Annotated in this window: 13 protein-coding genes; 5 read left to right on the top strand and 8 right to left on the bottom strand. The window is 61.7% G+C overall.

Annotation, left to right across the window (positions count from 1 at the left end; all coding sequences use genetic code 11):
• The first annotated feature begins 304 nt into the window (after nucleotides 1-304).
• The 5 genes from HJW02_RS12345 to HJW02_RS12325 all read left to right on the top strand — a co-directional run bounded on the left by HJW02_RS12345 (nucleotide 305) and on the right by HJW02_RS12325 (nucleotide 7,009).
• Nucleotides 305-1,267, top strand: coding sequence for a phosphate ABC transporter substrate-binding protein (locus HJW02_RS12345; protein WP_022397214.1), 963 nt, complete (start codon nucleotides 305-307; stop codon nucleotides 1,265-1,267).
• A gap of 96 nt (nucleotides 1,268-1,363) precedes the next feature.
• Complete coding sequence (locus tag HJW02_RS12340; protein WP_102721746.1) at nucleotides 1,364-3,718, top strand: ABC transporter permease subunit; 2,355 nt, start codon at nucleotides 1,364-1,366, stop codon at nucleotides 3,716-3,718.
• A 31-nt stretch (nucleotides 3,719-3,749) separates the two neighbouring features.
• Nucleotides 3,750-5,504: a phosphate ABC transporter permease PstA gene (gene pstA, locus HJW02_RS12335; RefSeq protein ID WP_102721747.1), complete on the top strand. Its 1,755-nt coding sequence runs from the start codon at nucleotides 3,750-3,752 to the stop codon at nucleotides 5,502-5,504.
• Between the two features lie 22 nt (nucleotides 5,505-5,526).
• A complete protein-coding gene (pstB, locus tag HJW02_RS12330) occupies nucleotides 5,527-6,306 on the top strand; it encodes a phosphate ABC transporter ATP-binding protein PstB (RefSeq protein ID WP_102721748.1) in 780 nt (259 codons plus the stop codon).
• A 28-nt stretch (nucleotides 6,307-6,334) separates the two neighbouring features.
• Nucleotides 6,335-7,009, top strand: coding sequence for a phosphate uptake regulator PhoU (locus HJW02_RS12325; RefSeq protein ID WP_102721749.1), 675 nt, complete (start codon nucleotides 6,335-6,337; stop codon nucleotides 7,007-7,009).
• 21 nt (nucleotides 7,010-7,030) lie between these two features.
• Here HJW02_RS12325 and HJW02_RS12320 read toward each other — a convergent pair whose 3' ends face one another.
• The 8 genes from HJW02_RS12320 to gyrB form a co-directional block, all read right to left on the bottom strand.
• A complete protein-coding gene (locus tag HJW02_RS12320) occupies nucleotides 7,031-7,414 on the bottom strand; it encodes a hypothetical protein (RefSeq protein ID WP_102721750.1) in 384 nt (127 codons plus the stop codon).
• Between the two features lie 78 nt (nucleotides 7,415-7,492).
• Complete coding sequence (locus HJW02_RS12315) at nucleotides 7,493-8,617, bottom strand: Rid family hydrolase (RefSeq protein WP_102721751.1); 1,125 nt, start codon at nucleotides 8,615-8,617, stop codon at nucleotides 7,493-7,495.
• Between the two features lie 11 nt (nucleotides 8,618-8,628).
• Entirely contained in the window at nucleotides 8,629-10,491 is a 1,863-nt protein-coding gene (locus HJW02_RS12310) for a multiheme c-type cytochrome (protein ID WP_180971050.1), read from the bottom strand.
• A gap of 13 nt (nucleotides 10,492-10,504) precedes the next feature.
• Complete coding sequence (locus HJW02_RS12305) at nucleotides 10,505-14,050, bottom strand: SUMF1/EgtB/PvdO family nonheme iron enzyme (protein ID WP_102733175.1); 3,546 nt, start codon at nucleotides 14,048-14,050, stop codon at nucleotides 10,505-10,507.
• Between the two features lie 443 nt (nucleotides 14,051-14,493).
• The gene (locus tag HJW02_RS12300; RefSeq protein ID WP_102721755.1) at nucleotides 14,494-15,765 is read right to left on the bottom strand and encodes a peptidase U32 family protein; all 1,272 of its coding nucleotides are present in this window, start codon (nucleotides 15,763-15,765) and stop codon (nucleotides 14,494-14,496) included.
• An 11-nt stretch (nucleotides 15,766-15,776) separates the two neighbouring features.
• The gene (locus tag HJW02_RS12295; protein WP_102721756.1) at nucleotides 15,777-16,409 is read right to left on the bottom strand and encodes a lactate utilization protein; all 633 of its coding nucleotides are present in this window, start codon (nucleotides 16,407-16,409) and stop codon (nucleotides 15,777-15,779) included.
• Between the two features lie 59 nt (nucleotides 16,410-16,468).
• A complete protein-coding gene (gyrA, locus tag HJW02_RS12290; RefSeq protein ID WP_102721757.1) occupies nucleotides 16,469-19,090 on the bottom strand; it encodes a DNA gyrase subunit A in 2,622 nt (873 codons plus the stop codon).
• Between the two features lie 23 nt (nucleotides 19,091-19,113).
• On the bottom strand, nucleotides 19,114-21,672 hold the full coding sequence (gene gyrB, locus HJW02_RS12285; protein ID WP_102721758.1) for a DNA topoisomerase (ATP-hydrolyzing) subunit B: 2,559 nt from the start codon (nucleotides 21,670-21,672) through the stop codon (nucleotides 19,114-19,116).
• Nucleotides 21,673-21,971: the final 299 nt, after the last annotated feature.

Genomic DNA, 21,971 nt, shown 5'->3' with positions numbered 1-21,971 from the left:
CCAGCGCCGCTTCCCATCCACGGGGAGCGGCTCTTTTTGTGCTTAAGGGGAGGAAGGGAAAGAAAGATAGGGGTTATAAGGTTTATAGGGGTAATGGGGCCTTCCCTATCTCCCCTATCTCCCCTATCTCCCCTATCTCCCCCAAAGACAGCCCCCACAACCACATCCTTGCAGTTTGTGACGATTTCTTAACCAGGTTTCACTTCCTCACCATGGGGGCGGGAGGGTATCACTTCCCCGTCTTCCGGCATGAACGGCGCCACAGTCCGGGAAGCGGAAGACGCAACACAACAGAAAAGACGCCATGAAATTTGTCGCCAAAATCCTGACCATCGCAGCCGCTCTCAGCTCCCTGAGCATGGCCGCCGAGAAAGTAACCGTTGACAGCAGCATCAAGCCGTATGCGCCCACCAGCGGCGTTTCCGGCAACCTGAGCGCCGTCGGTTCCGATACGCTGAACAACCTGATGACCCTTTGGGCGGAAGGATTCAGCAAGAAGTACCCCAGCGTCAAAATCGGCGTTGAAGGCAAAGGGTCTTCCACGGCTCCCCCCGCCCTCACGGCAGGGACGGCCCAGCTCGCCCCCATGAGCCGCCAGATGAAGCGGGAGGAAATAGCGGCCTTTGAAGCCAAATACGGCTACAAGCCGACGGAAATCAAGGTGGCCCTGGACGCCGTGGCCTTCTTCGTCAACAAGAACAATCCCATCCAGGCCCTTTCCCTGTCGCAGATTGACTCCATCTTCTCCTCCACCTTCAAGCGCGGGGGCTCCAACATCTCCGACTGGGGCGATGCGGGCGTCCCCTCCATGAAGGGAAAAGCCATCTCCATCTACGGCCGTAACAGCGCCTCCGGCACGAACGGCTTCGTGAAGGAAATCGCCCTGAAGAAGGGGGACTACAAAAACTCCGTGAAGGAACAGCCCGGCTCCTCCGCCGTCGTGCAGGGCATCAGCTCTGATGAACAGGGGATCGGCTACTCCGGCATCGGATACGTCACCTCCGGCGTGAAAACCCTCTCCCTGGCGGAAAAAGGCGGCCAGGTGGCCGTGCAGCCTTCTTACGACAACTGCATCAGCGGCAAATACCCGCTCTCCCGCTACCTGCTGATTTACGTCAACAAGAAGCCCGGCGAACCCCTGGACACCCTGACCAGGGAATTCATCAAGTTCATCGTCTCCAAGGACGGCCAGGAAATCGTGACCAAGGACGGCTATTACCCGATTCCCGCCAAGGTCAGCGCGGATGTCCTCAAGAGCATTGAATAAACACCCCTTCCATACGCCATCAACACATGCCGGGGCAGGATTGCGGCCTTCCCGCCGGAGTCCTGCCCCCAACTCCCCTCTCCACCGCCTGCCGTCATGAGCGCCAAAGCCCCCTCTCCCGCGCCGCCCAAGAAGCCCAAGCCCGTTCCGGAACGCTTCCAGGTGGCAAAAACCACGCTGTGGTTTGACCGCATCATGACTAAAACCATCATCGGCGGGGGCTTTACCGTCATTGTAGCCGTTTTCGGCATCCTCTTTTTCCTGCTGGCCGTCACCATTCCCCTCTTCCAGGGCGCGGACGTGGAAGAACGGCAGCACCTCGCGCCGTCCGCCCCTGTCCAGGGAACCTGGGGCCTGGACCCTTCCGGCACGCTCCCCTTCGTTTATGACAACGGCAAAAACGTCTTCTTTCTGGACAAGGCAACCGGGAACCTGAATCCCGCTCCCGTATCCCTGCCGGACGGGGAAACCGTCTGCGCCCATTCCTATGATTCATCCCTGGCGGCCTACGCCATCGCCACGGAATCCGGCAAGGCGGGCCTCATCTCCGTCCATTCCGGGCTCAACATCCACGGCCAGGCGAACGCGCACGGCCCGGACAAGGCCGGAACGGAAACCAGCCCGCTCTACCCCTTGACGGAAAGCGGCTCCGTTCCCGGCAGAATATCCCGCATAGCCTACGCGGACGCGGGGGAACGGAAAATCTTCACCGCGACCGCGGAGACGGAACAGGGTCCGCGCCTCCTGCTGATGACGCTGGAGGAATCCCGCTCCCTGCTCCATGAAGGGGAGCTGGCCCCCTCCGGCTTCCATGACCTGACGGACCAGCTTGAAGGCCGCCCCGCCGCCCTGCTGCCCGGCGCCTCCGGAGACAGCCTCGTCATCGCTACGGACACGGACAAACTCCTTTACTTCTCCTATGATGAAGACGGGGAAACGTGGGTCAAGCGCCAAACCATTCCGTCCCCCCTGGGAAGCGGAGAAAAAATGACCTCCGTCAACTGGCTCTTCGGAGACATGTCCCTGGTGATAGGCGGCGACAAGGGAAGCCTTAAAATTTTCAGCCTGTATCCCCACCCCCGCCCGGACGGCCCCGCCGTGCGCCTCTTCGGGCAGACCAGGCAGTTCCCCCCCCTGGACGGCCCGGTGCAGCATTACGCCGCCTCCGGCATCAACCGTTCCTTCCTGGTCTCCACTCCGCGGGAACTCAGGCTCTGCTACGGAACCACGGCTGATGTCCGCTGGAACAGCGACCCGCTGGAATTCACCCCGGTCCAGCTGGCGGCCAACACGGAATTCAGCTCTGCCATTGCCGTGGACGCCGGGGGAAAGGTCCACTTCTTCTCCATGGAAGACAGGCACCCGGAAGCAGGCTCCAAAGCCCTGGCCGGGAAAATCTGGTATGAAGGGTATGACTCCCCCAAATGGCTCTGGCAATCCGTGGGCGGCACGGACGACTATGAATCCAAGCTCTCCCTGATGCCCCTGGTCTTCGGCACGCTGAAAGGCACCCTGTACGCCCTCGTCTTCGCCGTTCCGGTAGCGGTCATGGCCGCCATTTACACGGCCCACTTCATGGCCCCCTCCGTCAAGCGGGTGGTAAAACCCGTCATGGAAATCATGGCGTCCCTGCCCTCCGTGGTGCTGGGCTTCTTCGGCGCGCTCTACCTGGCCCCCAGAATGGAGGACAAGGTGCCCGCCCTGCTCTGCATGGCCGTCCTCATTCCCGGCCTGGCGGCCCTGATCGCGTGGTTCTGGACCACGCGGCCCGCGGCCTGGCGCAACAAATTCAGCCGCGGCGTGGAATACATCGTCATGACTCCCGTCATCCTGCTCTGCGCCTGGTTCTGCTGGGAATACCTGGGCTACTGGCTGGAACAGCCCCTCATCAGCCTCTGCCGCGGCGTCATGGGACTGTGGGGCGCGGGGGACTTCCAGGCCGCCAGCTTCGCGGACCTGTGGCGCAACGGCTTCGGCATGCCCTATGAACAGCGCAACTCCCTGGTGGTGGGGTTCATCATGGGCTTTGCCGTCATCCCCGTCATCTTCACCATTTCCGAGGATGCCCTGAGCAACGTCCCCCCTTCCCTTATCGCCGCCTCGGAGGCGCTGGGGGCCAGCCGCTGGCAGATGGTCCGCACCGTGGTCCTTCCGGTGGCTTCCGCGGGCATCTTCTCCGCCCTGATGATAGGTCTGGGCAGAGCCGTGGGGGAAACCATGATCGTGCTGATGGCCACGGGGAACACCCCTATCATGGACTGGAACATCTTCAACGGCATGCGCACCCTCTCCGCCAACATCGCCACGGAACTGCCGGAGGCGGCGCAGGACTCCACCCACTACCGCGTCCTCTTCCTGGGCGGCCTCATCCTCTTCTCCATGACGTTCATCCTGAACACCCTGGCGGAAATCGTGCGCCAGCGGCTCCGCAAACGCTTCAACGTCATTTGAGACTTCCTCTCCCTCTTCCAATCCATCTTCCATGAAACAGGACTTCAGCCTTCCGCCCGCCCCCAAACGCCCCCTGGGGGAAGTCAACATCTGGCTCACCTCCATCGGGCTCTCCCTGGGCCTCATCATGATCTTCGGCCTGCTGGGCATCATCGTCTTCAACGGCCTGGAGGCTTTCTGGCCCAAAACCGTCCATGAACTGACGATCGCCCCCGCTTCACAGGGGGAAAAACCCCTTGTCCTGTACGCCGGCATCACGAAGGACCAGACGCGCCACATGCCCGCGGACCCCGCCCTCCCCGGCTCCATGGCGAAGGACGTGCGGGAATACCAGCTCTTCACCGGAAGCAAGGAAGCCTACGGGCAATCCTACCGCTACGTGGACGCGCACCACGTCACCGCCTCCTCCACCCCAAAAGGGCTCCTGTGCCTGGAACGCATGGAGGGAGGAAAAGCCCTGGTCAAACCGCTGGAGCTCAAGCTGGCCTCCGGAGAAACCGTCCCGGCCTCCTCCCCGGAATTCATGACGGCCTTCCGCCGCGCGCTGGACCGGGAAGCGGAGTTGCGGGACGACATCAAGGCCATTGACGCCAAAGACATCGGCGCCGTCAACACCCGGCTGGCGGACGCCAAGCTGGACATCAAGGCCATTGAACGCTCCTATGACATCCGGGAGGAAAACGGACGGCGCACGGCCACGCCCAGGGAAAACCCCATCCTCACGGGCATGGATGACCCGGCGGGGGAACTGGACCGGCTCCGCGCCAGGGTGGAGCAGCTCAACGCGGAATACGCCCGGTACACCGCAGAGGCGGGCAGGCTGAGGGAACAGCAGGGCCGGGACACGCTCGTGTATGCCCTGGGAGACGGGGAGAGGAAGGAAACCAGCATGGACAAAATCGTTTACGGCTACCAGCCGAACGACCTGGGCTTCTTCGGCAAATGCGGCGTCTTCCTCCACAACCTGTACCACTTCATCATGGATGACCCGCGGGAGGCCAACACGGAAGGCGGCATCTTCCCCGCCATCTTCGGCACCTTCATCATGACCCTGCTCATGAGCGCGCTGGTTACGCCCGTGGGGGTCATCGGCGCCATCTACCTGCGGGAATACGCCAGGCAGGGAGCCCTGGTGCAGGCCGTGCGCATCTGCGTGAATAACCTGGCGGGCGTGCCTTCCATCGTCTTCGGCGTCTTCGGCCTCGGCTTCTTCGTCTACTACCTGGGCGGAACGATTGACGAACTCTTCTACTGGAAAAAGCTGGCCGTGGACAACACGCCCACCTTCGGCACCTCCGGCATCCTGTGGGCCTCCCTCACGCTGGCCCTGATGACGCTGCCCGTGGTCATCGTCTCCACGGAAGAGGCCCTCTCCGCCGTCCCCCGCGGGCTGCGGGAGGCGGCCCTGGCCTGCGGAGCCTCCAAATGGCAGATGATCAAGCGCATCATCCTGCCCAGCGCCCTGCCGGGCGTCATGACCGGCCTCATCCTGGCCATGGCCCGCGGCGCGGGGGAAGTGGCCCCCCTCATGGTCACGGGCGTGGTGAAGCTGGCCCCTTCCCTGCCCATTGACGGGGAAGGCCCCTTCATCCACCTGGAGCGCAAATTCATGCACCTGGGCTTCCACATCTATGACGTGGGGTTCCAGTCCCCGGATTCGGACGCCGCCCAGCCCATGGTCTTCGCCACCACGCTGCTGCTCATCCTGCTGGTGGTGGTCATGAACCTCACGGCCATCCTCATCCGCAACCGCCTGCGCAAAAAATACGCGGCCTCCAGCTTCTAACCCCGTTCTCCTTCACCATCCCATGACTGAACCAGCCGCCCCAGACGACGATCCCATCATTGAAGTGGAAGATTTCTCCTTCTTTTACGGAAGCAAACAGGTTCTCTTCAACATCGGCATGACCTTTGAAACCAACCGCGTGACGGCCCTCATCGGGCCCTCCGGCTGCGGAAAATCCACCCTGCTCCGCAACATCAACCGCATGAACGACCTGGTTCCGGACGTCCGCCACCGGGGGGACATCCGCATTGACGGCGCCAGCCTGTACGATCCGCGCGTGGAAGTCATTTCCCTGCGCAAGCGCGTGGGCATGGTCTTTCAGAAATACAACCCCTTCCCGAAGAGCATTTATGAAAACATCGTCTTCCCCCTCCGCGTGGCGGGACGCAGCAGGCGCGCGGAACTGGATGAAACCGTGGAACGCAGCCTGAAAGGCGCCGCCCTGTGGGACGAAGTAAAGGACAAGCTGCACGAAAGCGCCTACGGCCTTTCCGGAGGCCAGCAGCAGCGGCTGTGCATCGCCCGCGCCATCGCCAACCGCCCCCAGATCCTGCTGATGGACGAGCCCTGCGCCGCCCTGGACCCCATCGCCACGCTGAAAATAGAAGACCTGATGGAAGACCTGAAAAAAGACCTCACCATCGTCATCGTCACCCACAACATGCAGCAGGCCACGCGCATTGCGGACCGCACCGCCTTCATGTACATGGGCCGCCTGGTGGAATACGGGGAAACGTCCCAAATCTTCACCAACCCGGCGGAAAAAGAAACGGAAGCCTACATCACGGGCCGTTTCAGCTAAAAAGCCCAACTTCCAAGCCATTCACCTCATGACACCTCCCGGCAACCACATCCTCCCCCACTATGACGCGGCCCTGAACGCCATCCGCACCCGCGTCAACGCCGTCTGCGGCAGCCTGCTGAAACACATGGACGTCCTGGAACGGGTCATCTCCGGCCCGGACAGCGACGGGGCCAACGGCATCATTGCGGACGGGGAACCGCTCAACGAAGAAACCCGCCAGGTTCTCTCCCTCTGCGCCGCCGTGCTCACCCAGTTCCATCCCCTGGGGTCCGACCTGCGGCTTGTGCTCACCTTTTCCCGCTGCGGGGACAAGCTCCAGGAATGCATGGAGGAAGTCACAGGCATCGCCAGGCATGCCAAGGCATCCATCAGGCGCCAGGAACCCCTGTGCCCGGATATAGTGCTCCCCCTGCTGGGAATGGCCGTTTCCGAATTCCGGGACGCCGCCCGATGCCTGGAAACGCAGGACGTGGACGCCGCACGGGAAATACGCCTGCGGGACAAAAAGCTGGACAAGTCCCACCGCAAGGCGCTGGCCCTGCTGGTCTCCCCTGACAGGAAGGATCACCCCTCCCTCAACGTCAACCTGCTCTTCATCATCCGCTCCATTGAACGCATCGGAGACATTGCCAAAACCATCGCCGCCACCGTCGTCTTCCTGAAGGAAGCCACGGACATCCGCCACGGAAAAGAGAAATAAACCGCGTCTTTCCCCGCACGATTATTCCACCTTGCTCACGCTGAAGCAGTACACGGCCGGATTAATCAGGGCCAGGGGAAGGTAAAACACGGCAAAGGAGAGAGAACCGCCGTACAAAACCAGGCACAGGGCGGAGACGATAAACAGGATTCCGATTTTAAGGCTCCGCGCCCAGTCCTGGCGGTTCACCAGCCAGATGAAGGCCGCGCATACAAAGCCGATGACCACGCACAGCACCCCGCCCATGGTGAGGAACTGAATATAACTGGAACAGAATTGTTCCAGCCACCGCACATTATCCGGACTGGGGGGATTACCTTCCCAGGCAAAAACGCCCGGCGGCAGCAGCGCCCACAACAGCACGGAAAAGAACACCAGGCGATCCGTATTAAGGCGATAGGTCATGCGGGGGTACGGTACCATTTCCGTGCATGGGATAACAAGTGAAATCGGCCGCTCCCGGCTGTTCCGGGAACGGTTCCTTTACAGGGGAGCAAATGCACCGTCTCCGGCGCCATTGACGGCGATTCCGTCTATTTCCACCAGCCAGCCGGGGCGGCAGACGGGAGCTTTCAACAGCAGATGGGGGACGGCGGCCAGCGGGGATTCCATCAGGCGGCGGCTGACCGTTTCCCGGTCCGCCCAGTCGCGCAGGTACACCACGGCCTGTTTGAGGTCGGACAGGCTTCCGCCGTTCCTTTCTATCAGGGCGTTCATGTTTTCCAGGGTGCGGGCCGTCTGCCGCGCCACATCCCCCGGGTGAACGATGTTCCCCTCCGCGTCAATGCTGGCCGTGCCGGAAAGGAAGTAGTGGGAGCGGTCCCCGTACACGATGCGGGCGCCGCGTTCAAAGGCCACCCGGTACAGATGCGTGGGGGACAGGTAATCCGGAGCCTCCATGTAACGAACCTGCCCCGGCTTCAGCCCGACGATTCCCAGGCTGTCCATGTGCAGCAGCCGCCCCGGCGTTTCCGTACAGCCTTCAATCCCGGTGCTGGCGATGAAGTGGGTTTCCGGCGTCAGCCCGTAACGGTTAAAGCGTTCATTGCGTCCTTCCACCAGTCCGCGGTAGTTGTTGTCAATGTCCCGGCAGTAAATCCACGTGCGGTGAACCAGCTCCGGCACGGTTCCTCCGTGCGCGGCAGCCGCGCGGTCCAGCCAGCGGAATTCCTCCCGCATCTGGCCGTAGCTGTCCGGAGCGGAGGTTTCCTTCCTGCCCGCCAGGAACAGCCGGTAATGCGGACGCCGGGTCGTCATCACCGTTCCCCCCTGGTCCTCTTTCCGCCTTTTTTCCAGCATTCCGCTGATGTGCCATGCTTCCAGGGCCACGCGGGCCCCGTTCGCGGGAGGCTGCCCCACCACGGAGACATAGGAGTTCCGCTCCCCCGCCATCCGGCGCAGCGTTTCCGATTGGCGCACCGGATCGCTGACGTGGAAGCGCAGCAGGAATTCATCTTCTCCTCCGCCGCCCAGTTCGCGGTACCTGCCCATCAGGGAACGCAGTTCCGCCTCAAAGTTCGCGCCCGGTTCCGCCGTCATGCAGAAGAAATATTCTTCCGCGCCGCCCTTTCCGCGCCATTCCGTTTTTTCAGGTAAATCCGCCGCCATGGTGTCCTCCTTTACAGGGACTGCACGTAATTGACCAGGTCCTCCAGCTCACGGTCATTTAAAGAACTTGTCTTCCCGCGGATGTCCCCAGGATTGTGCGTCGTAATGGCTTCCCGGACCGTCTTCGCCCGGCCGTCGTGCAGGTAGGGGGCGGTCCGCCACACTTCCACCAGGGAGGGCACCAGAATGCTTTTTCCTTCATCCAGCCCCGTGGCCGTCCCCGTAGCCACCAGTTCCTTGGTAGTGAAGTACGGGTGCGGGTGGCACTGCACGCACCCGGCCGTTTTAAAGACTTCCTTCCCCCTGCGCGCGGATTCGGACAAGGCGCCCCGCTCCACTCCGGGAGCATGGCACTGCGCGCAGGAGGCCTGTTTCGTCTGCTCTTTGGAGGGAGAACCGGCCATCAGGAACGGACTGGGAACTTCCTTCATGTTTTTCAGGTATTCATTCACGCATTCCGCCAGTTCCCCGGAGGGTTCCAGAAACTGGATGTGAACGAAGCCCGCCGTCACGGCCACCTCCGCGGAGGCGCGGACGCCCAGCGTCATCACCGGGCTTGTCCGGTGGGAGAGGAACATGGTGCGCGTGTTTTTCGGGTTGCCCATGCCGTCATTCAGCAGGTCCCAGTTCAGGCCGTCCACCCGGCTGTCCGGGTGGCAGGTTGCGCAGCTCTGCCAGCCCTGGAAGCAATGGGAGGCGTCGTTGAAGTACTGTTCCCCCAGCTTTTCCCGTGAGGGCTGGAATCCTTCATTCAGGGCGATTTTCCGAGGTTGCGCTTCCCCCTTGAGGGGGACTTGCGCCAGCGTGTCCGAGAAGTATCCGGCCACATAAACGTTTTTCCCGTCGCACGCCAGGGAGCGCGGACCGTTCAGGGGCAGAGGAATGCGGGTGCGGAGGCCGTGCAGGAAGCCCAGCCTTTCGGAAACGGGTTCGTTTTCCCGGTTTTCCCGCTTCATGCGGTCCAGCAGGCCGGGAAAATCAATCACGGACAACTCATGCGTTCCCGCGTGCGTCACAAACAGCTTTCCGCCATCCCCGGAAAAGGCGACGCCCCAGGGATTGGCCGCCCCCGCATCCGGATCGTCCAGCAGGACGGGGTGCGGCTTGTCCGGCTGTTCCGTGTCAATAACCGTCACGGCGTTCGTGTTCATCCAGCCGCGGTCCAGCTGCGTGGTGGGCACCTGGTAGCGGCTCAGCACGTGCGCCACGGCCAGATAACGGCCATCCGGGCTCATCGCCATGCCGCGCACGCCCTGCGTCCCGTTGGAGAGCGGGAAATGAGCCGCCTTCCCGTCTTCCACCAGCGTCAGCGCAGCCGCCGTGAAATCCCCGTCCGCTTTCCCGGCGGGCAAATGGCCGGCGGCCCATATTTTCCTGCCGTCCGGAGAGACGGCCAGCGCCACCGGTTCACGGGGAACGTTCCAGGAATTCAGCACGTTCCCGGTGGCGGCGTCCATTTCCAGAATTTGGGAGTCAAACCGGCACGCCACATACAACTTACCTCCGCGCAGCACGGGGGCCATGGGCGTGTGCCCCGCCGGAAAGGAACCTTTCAACGCCCCGCTTTCCAGGTCCACCACCTCCACCACGCCGCGCGGTCCGCCTTCCGCCACATAGGCGGTAGCGCCGTCAAGCGCCATGCCGTTGGGCGGCTGGCCCAGCCGGATGCTTTTCACTTTTTCTCCGGAAGCGGGGTCCACCAGTTCCAGAGTCCGGCTTTCATGCCCCAGCACGGCAACCAGATGATTAAAAACCTTCACATCCACCGGAGCGGCAGGACCGGCAACGGAATCCGGTCCCTGCCTGCATGAGACGAAGGCCAGCAGGCAGCAGAGGGCAGCCACGGAGGCGCAGAGCGTTTTTGTCAGTTTCATGGCCATTTCAGATTCAGTCTTCTATCATCACGCGGAACCCCACGTTGTACACGGGCCGCCAGCCGGGATACCCCCAGCGCCAGGAGGACGTGGCCCGCCGGGGGCGGTCATACCAGGAACCGCCGCGCACGGCACGGGGAACGCGGGAGTCCAGGCTTTCATTGCGCCCGTCCCCTTCCTTCCACGGGTAGGGCCTGTATTCGGAACGGGTCCATTCCGCGGCGTTTCCGATCATGTCGTACAGTCCGTAGGCATTCGGCTTGTAGCTCTTGACGGGGGCCAGATGGAGCTTCCCGTCATTGTATTTTTCATCCCGCGGCACGAAATCCCAGAAACGGTTGGGATTCTTAATCGGCTTGGGGTCCACGCCGGAGACGGCAAGCTCCTTCAGCGTCACATCCCCCAGGTTGGCGTATGCGGAGAAGTCCGCATCCCGTTCCCCGAAGAAGAAGTCCGTACCCGCTCCGCCCCTGGCCGCGTATTCCCACTGCGCTTCCGTGGGCAGCGTCACCTTTTTCCCCGTTTTCCCGGAAAGCCAGCGGCAGAATTCCATGGCCCTGGTCCACGGCACCCGGATGACCGGAAAACGCGGATTGGCGTCCATGTCGTAGCCGGGCCTCACCTGGTCCTTGTAGTGCATGTCGTACCATCCGTTGAGGTATTCCGGGTCAAAGCGGCGGTATTGCTCCAGCGTCACTTCCGCCTCTCCCATCCAGAACGGTTGTTCAATCTCCACCGGGGAAACGGGGCTTTCCGCCGGGGTTTCCCGTTCACTTCCCATCCTGAATTTTCCCGCGGGAATGCGGCGGAACGTCATGCTTACGCCACCCCCCAAATCCACAGCCAGCGTTTCATTCCGCGGTTCCGGGACGGGCACGCTTTTTTCACTGGCGCGGGGGACAGACTTGCCGCCGTCAACGATGACGCCGCTGGCGTTTCTCCGGAACAGGGAGTCCTTCATGGTCACGTAATTCCGTTCCGCTCCGGAGAATTGCCTGTGCAGGTCATAGCGGCGTTTCAGCAATCCTTCATTGCGCTCTCCCGGCCATTCGCCCAGGTAGGGGGCGTTCATGTCCATCCACGTGACCAGACGGTTCCAGTCCTCCTGAGGCATCTCCACACCGTGATGCCCCTTTTTAAGGAGCTGGTAAAGTTCCGACGTATCCGCGAAGAACTCCGTGGGGGCCAGCCCCAGGTAGTTTCCCTCCGGACCGTTGCGGCGCACGTAGGGGTGCAGGTTCCAGTACGCGACGGACCCGGGAGCGGGCGCACCCTTGACGGCCTCCAATGTCATGAAGTCCGGGACTCCCGCGCGGGCCTTGTTTTCCGCGGTGTGGCAGCGGACGCAGTGGCGGTCCAGCACGGGCTGCACTTCATTCATGAAGGAGAAGGTGCGCGCCGGACCGTACCACGGGGTGATGGCGGCAGGCTTCTGCCGGGAGGCCATGACCGCCTTGGCGGGCGGCGCGTAGTTCTGCCGTTCATGGCAGCCGATGCAGCTTAACGTTTCCCCCGGCATGGCAGAAAACCAGCTCCGCATCAGCGCCAGGGCGCGCCCTTCCCCGTCCAGCACCTGGAGGGTCAGCGGCTGGTTGGCGGGTGCCGTAAAGATGGCGGAGCCGTCAGGATTCACGGGAACGGTGCCGTACAGCACCTTCAAGTCCCAGTTGCTTTCCATGCCCATGGCATAGTGGCTTCCGGTGTTGCGGGGGCTGTACTCGGACATGAACACGCGCAGGGATGTTGCCTCCCCCTTCGGCACTCCGGCCATGGCGCGGCCCCGGTACACGTCGGAGATATAGACCGTGGCCGTCTTGCTCTCCGGCTTCACGCGGTCATGGAGCACGGGCGGCTTTTTGCGCGGGCGCAGCGGCGCGGGGTCCGCATAAATGAAATAGGAGGAAGCCGTGAGAGGAACGATGTTGTCGTACACGTCGCACCAGACCACATTGGTCACGCCCTGGTTGCCGGAAGGGGAGGAGACAGCCAGGAAGGTTTCCTCATTCAGCGGATACGGTTCCGCAAAATAGGGAGTCTTCAACCCCTCCACCAACTGGTCCCTGGTGACGTTTTCCACGGGTTTTCCGTAGCCCGGGATTTTCTGCACGGCGCCCTCCGTGGCGGTACGGCCCCGGTTCACGTCAAAGATGACCAGTTCCCCAAGCCGCTTGACACCATGGTGCCCGCTCACAATGCCCGCGAACATGCCCGGCCTGCCGGGAAGCGGGCGGGCATTGAACAGGCTGTTGGGCCAGTAGGAGTTGGAACCGTAGTATTCCTTCTGGTCGCTGCCGTCCGGATTCATGTGCATCAGCACGCGGCTGAAGTAGTGGGCGCTCTCCGTGTATTCCCAGCGCAGGAACATCACGCGGCCGTCCGGCAGCATGGTGGGGAACCAGTTGTTGTCCTGGTCAAAGGTGAGCCGCCGGGTCGTCTTCCTCTCCCGGTCGTAAAGGTGGATGTTCCCCACGTAGTCCACCCCGGTTACGCAGGGCACGCCCTGCATGCCGGAGGTGTTGACGAAGATGACGCGGCCGTCCGGCAGGTAGCAGGAGTTGTAGCTATCCGTATCCGCCGGCATGTGGGCGGTGAGGGCTTCCATTTTCCCGGTTTTCAGGTCCAGTTCAAAGACGTCCCAGGGCCTGTTTTCCTTCTTGCCGAAGCGGTTTCCGGTGAACATGAGCCTTTCCCCGGAAAAGTCCACTTCCAGATGCCCCATCCAGCGGTCGTCCCCCAGCAGCTGCGCCGCGGGGGAGGAAGAGGAGATGCCGTCAAATTTCACGATGCCGCTGCGGTACGTGCGGCCCGGCCCCGGCATGCTGGAGATTCCCTGCCAGTTGGCCGGGCGGTCATGATTGAAGGAGCTTTTTCCGGACGGGTTGAAACGCCGCACGCCCACCCATTCCCGCAGGGAGTCCTGTTCCGGCAGGGATTCAATAAGGGCCTTTTTCCGCAGTTCCACCAGTTCACGCAATTGGTCCGCCTGCTCCGGCCCGGCCTGTTCCACCCACCGGTCCAGCGGCCCCAGCTTCTTCTCCCATTCATCCAGCCGGGCCAGGAAAACCTCAGCATCAGGGTACCGTTCCCCGTATTTTTCCCGGTTGCGCTTCACCGCGCGGCGGATGGCGGCCGCATCATAATAAGCCGCCAGTTTCTTCAGACGGAGGAAGCGGACTTTTTCCAGGATGGCTTCCTGATGCTTCATCAGGCCGTCCCAGGAAGAAACGGCTCCCACCCGCTCCGCCGGAACGGAAAGGATTTCCGCCAGCACGGCCCCGGCTTTCTGCCCGTCCGGCCATGCCTGGAACACGGGAGCCAGCAGCGCCATCGCATCCCCGCAGTCATCCGCGGCAGACGGATCGGAAAGGGAAGATACATGTTCCGCCGTCCGCGCCCATAATTGCTGCATCCATTGGTTCCTTCCCTCTGCGGAGGCCGCGAGCGGAATTCCGGACAATTCCCGCAGCCAGGGCTGAAGTCCGGAAGCGTGGAGTATTCCGGATCCCAGTACGGCACAGCCGCAGGAGAGAAGGCGCAGGATGGAACATGAGTCAAACATGGCGTACAGTTTTACACTAGTACGCAGGAGAAATTCTTTTTCATTCAACGGGAATTTCCGTACCGATTAATTTTCTGCCTAATCAGCAGAGGGTGAACGCATCATTTAATCCCACCGGACTCTCAATTCCGGAATTCAATATCTGATTTTAAGGGAAGGAGGTTGTGGAAAAACGGCTCCGGCAGAAAGCGGCATGGGGAATCCTACCGCCCGTCCTCCATGCCCAGGATTTTTTTCATGGCAGGCCTGAATTCATTCCTCCATTGCTCCAACTGCCTGACGACGGGAATTAACGTCTTTCCGGACAGGGAACGGGAGCATGAGCAGCGGCATTTCTCCGTTCATCCCCGGCATCCGGGAAAAACAAGCGCCGGAGAAAGAGGGAACAGCCGTTTGCCTTTCTTCCGGCGGCCTTGTTGTTACATTCCTGCGGAATAGGAAGTTCAGGAATCTTCCAGCGTGCGGGGGCGCAGCAGGTACACCTTGTCCCGGCGGCGCACTTGTTCAGGAACCGCTAGGTAGACGGTTTCCCCTTTTTGCGCGGCGTCCACGGGTTCCATGCCCGCCGCCGTCTCCCGCCGCATGGATTCCACTTCCACGCGGACGGCCCCCGTGGTGGGCCCTGCAATGAGGATGGTCTGCCCCGCGGACAAGCCGCCGGCTTCCAGGTACAGGGCAGCCACCCCGTTCTTTTTATAAAAGTTTTCCACCTTGGCAATGTGGATTTTCAGCAGGGCGGCGCGGCTGTTGGCGGAACCGCTCCATTCCCCCCATTTCACGCCCAGGTAATACCCGCCCTGCCAGAATCCGCGGTTGAAGACGGATTCCAGCCGCTTCATCCACGCTTCCGCCCTGTCCGCGGAAAAGGTTCCGTCCAGGCATGCCTGGGCGGCCTCCCGGTACACGGAGGTGACCGTTCTGACGTAATCCGAGGAGCGGCCGCGCCCCTCCAGCTTCAGCACGGAGACGCCCGCGTCCAGAAGCTGGTCCAGCACCGGAACGGTGCACAGGTCCCGGGGAGACATCACGTATTTGTTGTCTATCACCAGTTCATTGCCCGTTTCCTCATCCGTCACGCGGTAGGCGCGGCGGCAGTTCTGGAAGCAGGCGCCCCGGTTGGCGGAGGAGTTGTAAGCCGCCAGGCTCATGTGGCATTTGCCGGAAACGGCCACGCACAGCGCCCCGTGGGCAAAGATTTCCACCCGGAGCAGTTCCCCGGAGGGGGCCCTCACGTCCTCCTTCCGGATGGATTCAATGATGTGCCGGATTTGCGCCAGAGTGAGTTCCCGTGCCAGCACCACCACATCCGCGTACTGCGCGTAGAACCTGACGGAGGCCATGTTGCAGACGTTGGCCTGCACGGACATGTGGACTTCCAGCCCGATGGAGCGGGCATGGGCGATCACCGCCAGGTCGGAGGCGATGACGGCGTCCACTCCGGCCTTCCGGGCGGAGCCGCACAGGGCATGCACCGCCTCCAGCTCTTCATCATACACGATGATGTTCAGCGTCAGGTAGGCCTTAGCTCCCGCCTCATGGCAGCGGGCCACGATTTCCGGCAGGTCTTCCTCTGAAAAGTTGGCCGTGGCGCGGGAACGCATGTTCAGCTTCCCCACGCCGAAGTAGACGGAGTCCGCCCCGCCCTGCAACGCAGCGGCCAGGGATTCAAACGACCCCGCCGGGGCCATGATTTCTATCCGGGATTGAACGGGCATGGCAGAACGGCTCAGAGTCCTCCGGATTCCTCCGTCAGGATGACAGTGATCCTTCCCTTGGGGAAGCATTTGACAATGGACATATGGATGTTGCACAGGCGGTCCGGGGAGTTGCAGTCCGCACAGGTTCCCGTGTACATGCAGGGCGTCTTGAAGTCTTCATGGCGTTTGGCGTTCAGCGGGGCGATGCGGCGGATGCGTTCCCGCGCCTCCTCCGGCGTGGCCACCAGCTTGTTGGCTCCGGCCAGCAGAATGACGTGCCGTGGGCCGAACGCTACGGGAGCCACGCGGTTGCCCACCATGTCCACCCAGTGCAGGGTTGCCTTCATGCTGACGGCGTTGATTCCGGTCAGGAACAGGTCCGCCGTCATGCCGCGGCGGCGGATTTCCCATTTTTCCTCTCGGTCCATGTCCGGAAGAAAGCCGTCGTAAAATTGAATGTCCGGATTGGCCCGCAGGTCGTCAAGAATTCCCGTGGCCTTCAAGGTCATGGAGTCTCCGTAGGAGGCGGACGCCGGGTTGAACTCCCGCACCAGGCCGCGCATCACGCCTGCGGCTTCCTTCAGGCCCGGAACTACAAAGCATCTGAATCCGCGCCGTTCCAGGCGTTCGGCGCACTTTTGCAGGGAAAGGGTTTCTTCCATAAAAACGGCGGATGAAGAACCCCGCTCCGGCTGATTCCGGAGCGGGGTTCCATGTAGTTTTATTCTTCCGCAGGGGCTTCCGCTTCACCGGAATCTTCCCCGGCCTCCGCGTCTTCCGCTCCCTCCGCACCTTCCTCGTCTTCATCATCCGGAATGACGATGGAGATGTCCTGGATGGCTTCGCCGTCGTTCAGCGTCATGAGCTTCACGCCCTGGGTGGCGCGGCCCGTTTCGCGCACGGTGGCTACCTTGATGCGGACGGACTGCCCCGCCGTGGTCATGAGCATCAGTTCATCCTCCTCGGAAACGACCGTGGCGGATACCACCTTCCCGGTCTTGTCCGTGCAGTTCATGGTCTTGATGCCGGTGCCGCCGCGGCCCTGCGTGCGGTATTCGTCAAAGGAGGTGCGCTTGCCAAGGCCGTTTTCAGAGGCCACCAGCAGGGTTTTCTGCGGGTCCACAATGGCCAGGGCCACGACGTAGTCCCCCGCGCGCGGACGGATGCCGCGAACGCCGATGGTGTTGCGGCCCTGGGTGCGGAGGGCTTCCTCCGGGAAGCGGATGCTCATGCCGTCATGCGTGACGAGCACGATTTCATTTTCCCCGGTGGTGAGTTCAGCGTTTACCAGGGTGTTGCCTTCCTCCAGGTTGATGGCGATGATGCCGGCCTTGCGGTAGTTGACAAAGTCGTTCAGGCTGGTTTTCTTCACCGTGCCGTCCTTCGTGGCGAAGACCACGTTGCCGCTGCCTTCCGCAAAGGTGATGTCATTGCCTTTTTCATCCACCCGGCGTTCCAGGCGCAGGATGGCGGCGATGGCTTCCTCCGGCTGGAGGTCCAGCAGGTTCTTGATGTTGCGGCCCTGCGCGCTGCGCGCGGCCTCGTCAATTTCATACACGCGGTCCACGTACACGCGCCCGGTGTTCGTGAAGAACATCAGGTAGTCGTGGTTCTGGGCGGCGAAGAGGTGCTCGATGAAGTCCGCCTCCGCATCCTTTCTGGCCCCCTTGGTGGTGGCGGCCTTCACGCCCTTGCCCCCACGGGCCTGCACGCGGTATTCCGCGGAGTTGGTGCGCTTGATGTAGCCGCTGTGCGTGATGGTGACGATCATCGTGTCGTTCGGGATCAGGTCTTCAATGGCCATGTCCCCGGAGAAGGGAATGATGCGCGTGACGCGCGGCGTGGCGTACTTGTCCTTGATGGCCATGAGTTCATCCTTCACGATTCCCAGCACGCGGGATTCGTTCGCCAGGATGTCCAGATAGTCCTTGATGCGGACCAGCAGTTCCGCGTATTCCCCGGAAATCTTGTCGTTTTCCAGAGCGGTGAGCTGGTACAGGCGCAGGTCCAGGATGGAGTTTACCTGGCGTTCCGTAAAGATGTAGCGGTCCCCCTGCACGGAGGCCTGGGAACGGATCAGGATGCCCAGGCTTTCCGCCGTCTGCGTGGAGAAGGTGTAGTTCTGGAGGCGTTCGCGGGCTTCCTCCCTGTTCTTGGAGTCGCGGATGATGGTGATGAAGTCATCCATGTGGTGAAGGGCCAGCAGGAAGGCTTCCAGGCGTTCGGCGTCCTTTTCCGCATCCCCCAGCAGGTAGCGCGTGCGGCGCACGACCACCTCCCGGCGGTGCTCGATGTAGAAGTTGATGGCGTCCAGCATCGCGAGCGTCTTGGGGCGGTTGTCGTGAATCGCCAGCATGTTCACCGCAAAGGAGGTCTCCATGGAGGTGAGCTTGTAAAGCTGGTTCATGACCACCTGCGGGCGGGCGTCCCGCTTGAGTTCGATTTCAATGCAGGTTTTCTCGTCGGAAAGGTCGCGGATGCCGGAAATGTCCGTCAGGATCTTGTCCTTGTACAGTTCCGCGATGCGTTCCTGGAGGGCGGCGCGGTTCACGCCGTACGGCACTTCACGGATGATGAGGAGGTCCTTGCCGGAGTCCGTCATTTCCATGTCTATCTTCCCGCGGATGCGCACGGAGCCGCGCCCGGTGCGGAAGTAGCTGTCAATGCCGGAAAAGCCCAGCACGTCGCCCCCGGTGGGGAAGTCCGGCCCCTTGATGTACTGGCGCAGTTCATCCACCGTCATGAGCGGGTTGTCAATCACGGCGCAAATGCCGTCCACCACTTCCCCCAGGTTGTGCGGAGGCATGTTGGTAGCCATCCCCACGGCAATCCCCGTGCCGCCGTTGACCAGCAGGTTCGGGAAGGCGGAGGGGAACACGGTGGGTTCCGTGTGCTCGTTGTCGTACGTGGGAACGAAGTCCACGGTGTCCTTGTCCAGGTCCGCCATCAGGGCCACGCCCATGCCGGAGAGCTTGGCTTCCGTGTATCGGGCGGCGGCGGGGGGGTCCCCGTCCGGCGTGCCGAAGTTGCCCTGCCCGATGACGAGGATGTCCCGCATGGACCAGTCCTGCGCCATGTTCACCAGGGTGCCGTAAATGGCGGCGTCCCCGTGCGGGTGGTAGTTACCCATGGTGTCACCCACGATTTTGGAGCATTTGCGGGTCTTCCCGCCGGGGGACAGGTTCAGCTCCTTCATGGCGTACAGGATACGCCTCTGGGAGGGCTTGAGGCCGTCTCTCACGTCCGGCAGGGCGCGGGAGATGATGACGGACATGGAGTAGTCCAGGAAAGAAGTGGAGAGCTCGCTGGCTACGTCCACCGGTTTGATTCTATTGTTTTCCATGGTTCTGAGAGAAAGTCTGGGGATTAAACATCAAGGTTGCGGACGTTGAGGGCGTGGTCCACGATGTAGTTCTTGCGGGGCTCCACCACGTCCCCCATCAGGATGGTGAACATTTCATCAGCCCTGACGGCGTTGTCGTCATTCAGGATGACGCGGAGCAGCTCGCGCCGTTCCGGGTCCATCGTCGTCTTGAACAGGTCCTTGGCGTCCATTTCACCCAGGCCCTTGAATCGCGTGATTTCCACGCCGCGCTTGCCGATGGTGATGACGGATTCCAGAATGTCCATTACGGAGAAGAGGGCCGTGGTCCGTTCCTTGTCTCCTTCCCCTTCCACCAGTTCAAACAGGGGCGTATCCATGGATACGAGCATGTTCCCGGGGATGCCGAGTTCAGCCAGGCGCGTCAGGGCGCGCGCAATAGCCTTGGCCTCATGCAGTTCATGGGTGATGGAACGGCGGCTGGGCCCTTCCCGGTCCGGGAGGGGGTTTTCCAGCAGTTCCTCTTCCGTGGGCATGCCGAAGATGAAGAGGTCCCTGTTTTCTTCGGAAAAGGCAGTGAGGGCTTCCATGTCATGGAAGAAGAGGATTTCCTCTTCATTGCCGCTGCGCACCTTCACCAGGAATTCGGGGAAATCCCCGTTTGCCTCCCGGTGGTTGAGCAGGTCTTCCAGGGAGCCGCCCTGCGCCTGCATGGATTCCGTGTAGCGCTGGAGGTTGACCAGCGTTTCCAGGATGGCGGAGAGCTCGTCCGGCGTAAAGGAACGGGAACCGTCCGCAAAGCGGAGGGTCACGTCATTGACGGCCAGTTCAATCAGTTTGCGGTTCAGGGCCACGTCATCCTGCACGTATTCCTCCTTCTTCCTGCGGATAATGCGGTACAGGGGCGCCTGCGCGATGTACAGGTACCCGGCGCGCACGAGCTGCGGCATGTGGCGGCAGAAGAAGGTGAGCAGCAGAGTGCGGATGTGGGCGCCGTCCACGTCCGCGTCAGTCATGATGATGATCTTGTGGTAGCGCACCCGGTCCAGCTTGAAGGAGGCCTCATCATCCCCGTCTCCGATCCCGGCGCCGATGGCCGTGATCATGTTCTGGATTTCCCGGCTGCCCAGGGCCTTGTCCAGCCGCGCCTTTTCCACGTTAAGCACTTTCCCGCGCAGGGGCAGGATGGCCTGCGTGCGGCGGTCGCGCCCCATCTTGGCGGAGCCGCCTGCGGAGTCACCTTCCACAATGAAGAGTTCGCACTTGGCGGGGTCCCGGTCGGAGCAGTCCGCCAGCTTGCCCGGAAGGCCGCCGATGGAAAGAGCGCTCTTGCGGACCGTTTCACGCGCCTTGCGCGCGGCCTCGCGGGCACGGGCGGCCGTGATGCTCTTTTCGATGATCTTCTTGGCCATCGCCGGGTTTTCCTCGAAGTACGTCTTGATCTCTTCGTACACGACGTTGCCCACCACGCCTTCAATCTCCGTGTTCACCAGCTTGTCCTTGGTCTGGGAGGAGAAGCGCGGGTTGGGCATCTTGACGGAGATGACCGCCACCAGGCCTTCGCGCACGTCCTCTCCGCTCAGGGAGGGGTCCTTTTCCTTCAGCAGGCCGTTCGCCTTCGCGTAGCCGTTGATAACGCGCGTCAGGGCGCCGCGGAAACCGGAAAGGTGCGTTCCGCCGTCCCCGTTGTAAATGGAGTTGGCAAAGCAGAGGATGTTCGTTTCATACGTGTTGTTGTACTGGAACACCACGTCCACCAGGACGTCATCCTCCATCTTCTTGCCGTCGTATTCCACTTCCACCTTCCGGACGCCGGAAATGGAGATGGGGTCCTCATTGATCAATTCCTTGTTCCGGCCCAGCTGGCGCACGAATTCCACAATGCCTTCCTTATAGAAGAAGGTTTCCCGGCGCACCGGGGCCTCCCGTTCGTCAATCAGCTCGATGACCAGGCCGGGGTTCAGGAAAGCCAGTTCGCGCAGGCGCGTCGTCAGGCGGTCAAATTTGAACTCCGTGGTATCCGTGAAAATGGTGGCGTCAGGGAAGAAGGTAATGGTCGTACCCGTGATTTCACAGGCGCAGGCGCCCACCGCGCGGAGGGGCTCGATCGTCTTGCCGCGTTCAAACTTGATCTGGTAGCGTTTGCCGTCGCGGCGCACTTCCGCCCTGAACCAGTCGGACAGGGCATTCACGCACTTGGCGCCCACCCCGTGCAAACCGCCGGAGTACTTGTAGGCGCCCTGGCCGAACTTGCCGCCCGCGTGCAGATTGGTCAGCACCAGTTCCACGGCGGGGATGCCGAACTTCGGGTGGATATCCACCGGAATGCCGCGCCCGTTGTCCACCACGGAAATGGAGCCGTCCACATGGATCACAATGTCAATCTTGCTGCAATAGCCGGCCAGATGCTCGTCAATGGAGTTGTCCAGCACTTCAAATACGCAGTGGTGCAAGCCTCTCTCGTCAGGGTCCCCGATGTACATGCCGGGGCGCTTCCGCACGGCCTCCAGGCCCTCCAGTTTGTCAATCTGCGCGGCGCCGTATTCATGCTGCGCCGTCGTGGAAACGGTGGTTTCAACAACCTCGTTGGTATCTTCGGACATAACTGAAATATATTACGCTTATCTTAATTTTTTGCAAGACTAATGTTAGAAAGCGCGCGTGCGCGCGTAGGGGCAACCCCCGCGAAAAGCCGCCGCAATCGCATAAAAAAGGCCCTATTCCTCGCCTTCCGGATTTTTCTGACATCAGACAGCGGACGAGGGCGCGCAGGAGTATTCTGCGCCGTTTTATAGAATCGGAAGGGGCGTGCCGTGTGAAGGGCGGCGAGCGGCGCGGGGAGAGTAGTGGACAAAATGGACTTGATGGACAGGATGGACACCATTTTCTTTTTTCTACTCTG

The organism is Akkermansia sp. GGCC_0220, assembly GCF_017566105.1.
GTDB lineage: Bacteria > Verrucomicrobiota > Verrucomicrobiia > Verrucomicrobiales > Akkermansiaceae > Akkermansia > Akkermansia massiliensis.
This window is presented reverse-complemented; position numbering and strand designations above follow the sequence as displayed.

Excerpts from the sequence above, each read along its gene's own strand:
- HJW02_RS12345 (WP_022397214.1), top strand. The coding sequence starts at position 305 with ATGAAATTTGTCGCCAAAATCCTGACCATCGCAGCCGCTCTCAGCTCC.
- HJW02_RS12340 (WP_102721746.1), top strand. The coding sequence starts at position 1,364 with ATGAGCGCCAAAGCCCCCTCTCCCGCGCCGCCCAAGAAGCCCAAGCCC.
- pstA (WP_102721747.1), top strand. The coding sequence starts at position 3,750 with ATGAAACAGGACTTCAGCCTTCCGCCCGCCCCCAAACGCCCCCTGGGG.
- pstB (WP_102721748.1), top strand. The coding sequence starts at position 5,527 with ATGACTGAACCAGCCGCCCCAGACGACGATCCCATCATTGAAGTGGAA.
- HJW02_RS12325 (WP_102721749.1), top strand. The coding sequence starts at position 6,335 with ATGACACCTCCCGGCAACCACATCCTCCCCCACTATGACGCGGCCCTG.
- HJW02_RS12320 (WP_102721750.1), bottom strand. The coding sequence starts at position 7,414 with ATGACCTATCGCCTTAATACGGATCGCCTGGTGTTCTTTTCCGTGCTG.
- HJW02_RS12315 (WP_102721751.1), bottom strand. The coding sequence starts at position 8,617 with ATGGCGGCGGATTTACCTGAAAAAACGGAATGGCGCGGAAAGGGCGGC.
- HJW02_RS12310 (WP_180971050.1), bottom strand. The coding sequence starts at position 10,491 with ATGAAACTGACAAAAACGCTCTGCGCCTCCGTGGCTGCCCTCTGCTGC.
- HJW02_RS12305 (WP_102733175.1), bottom strand. The coding sequence starts at position 14,050 with ATGTTTGACTCATGTTCCATCCTGCGCCTTCTCTCCTGCGGCTGTGCC.
- HJW02_RS12300 (WP_102721755.1), bottom strand. The coding sequence starts at position 15,765 with ATGCCCGTTCAATCCCGGATAGAAATCATGGCCCCGGCGGGGTCGTTT.
- HJW02_RS12295 (WP_102721756.1), bottom strand. The coding sequence starts at position 16,409 with ATGGAAGAAACCCTTTCCCTGCAAAAGTGCGCCGAACGCCTGGAACGG.
- gyrA (WP_102721757.1), bottom strand. The coding sequence starts at position 19,090 with ATGGAAAACAATAGAATCAAACCGGTGGACGTAGCCAGCGAGCTCTCC.
- gyrB (WP_102721758.1), bottom strand. The coding sequence starts at position 21,672 with ATGTCCGAAGATACCAACGAGGTTGTTGAAACCACCGTTTCCACGACG.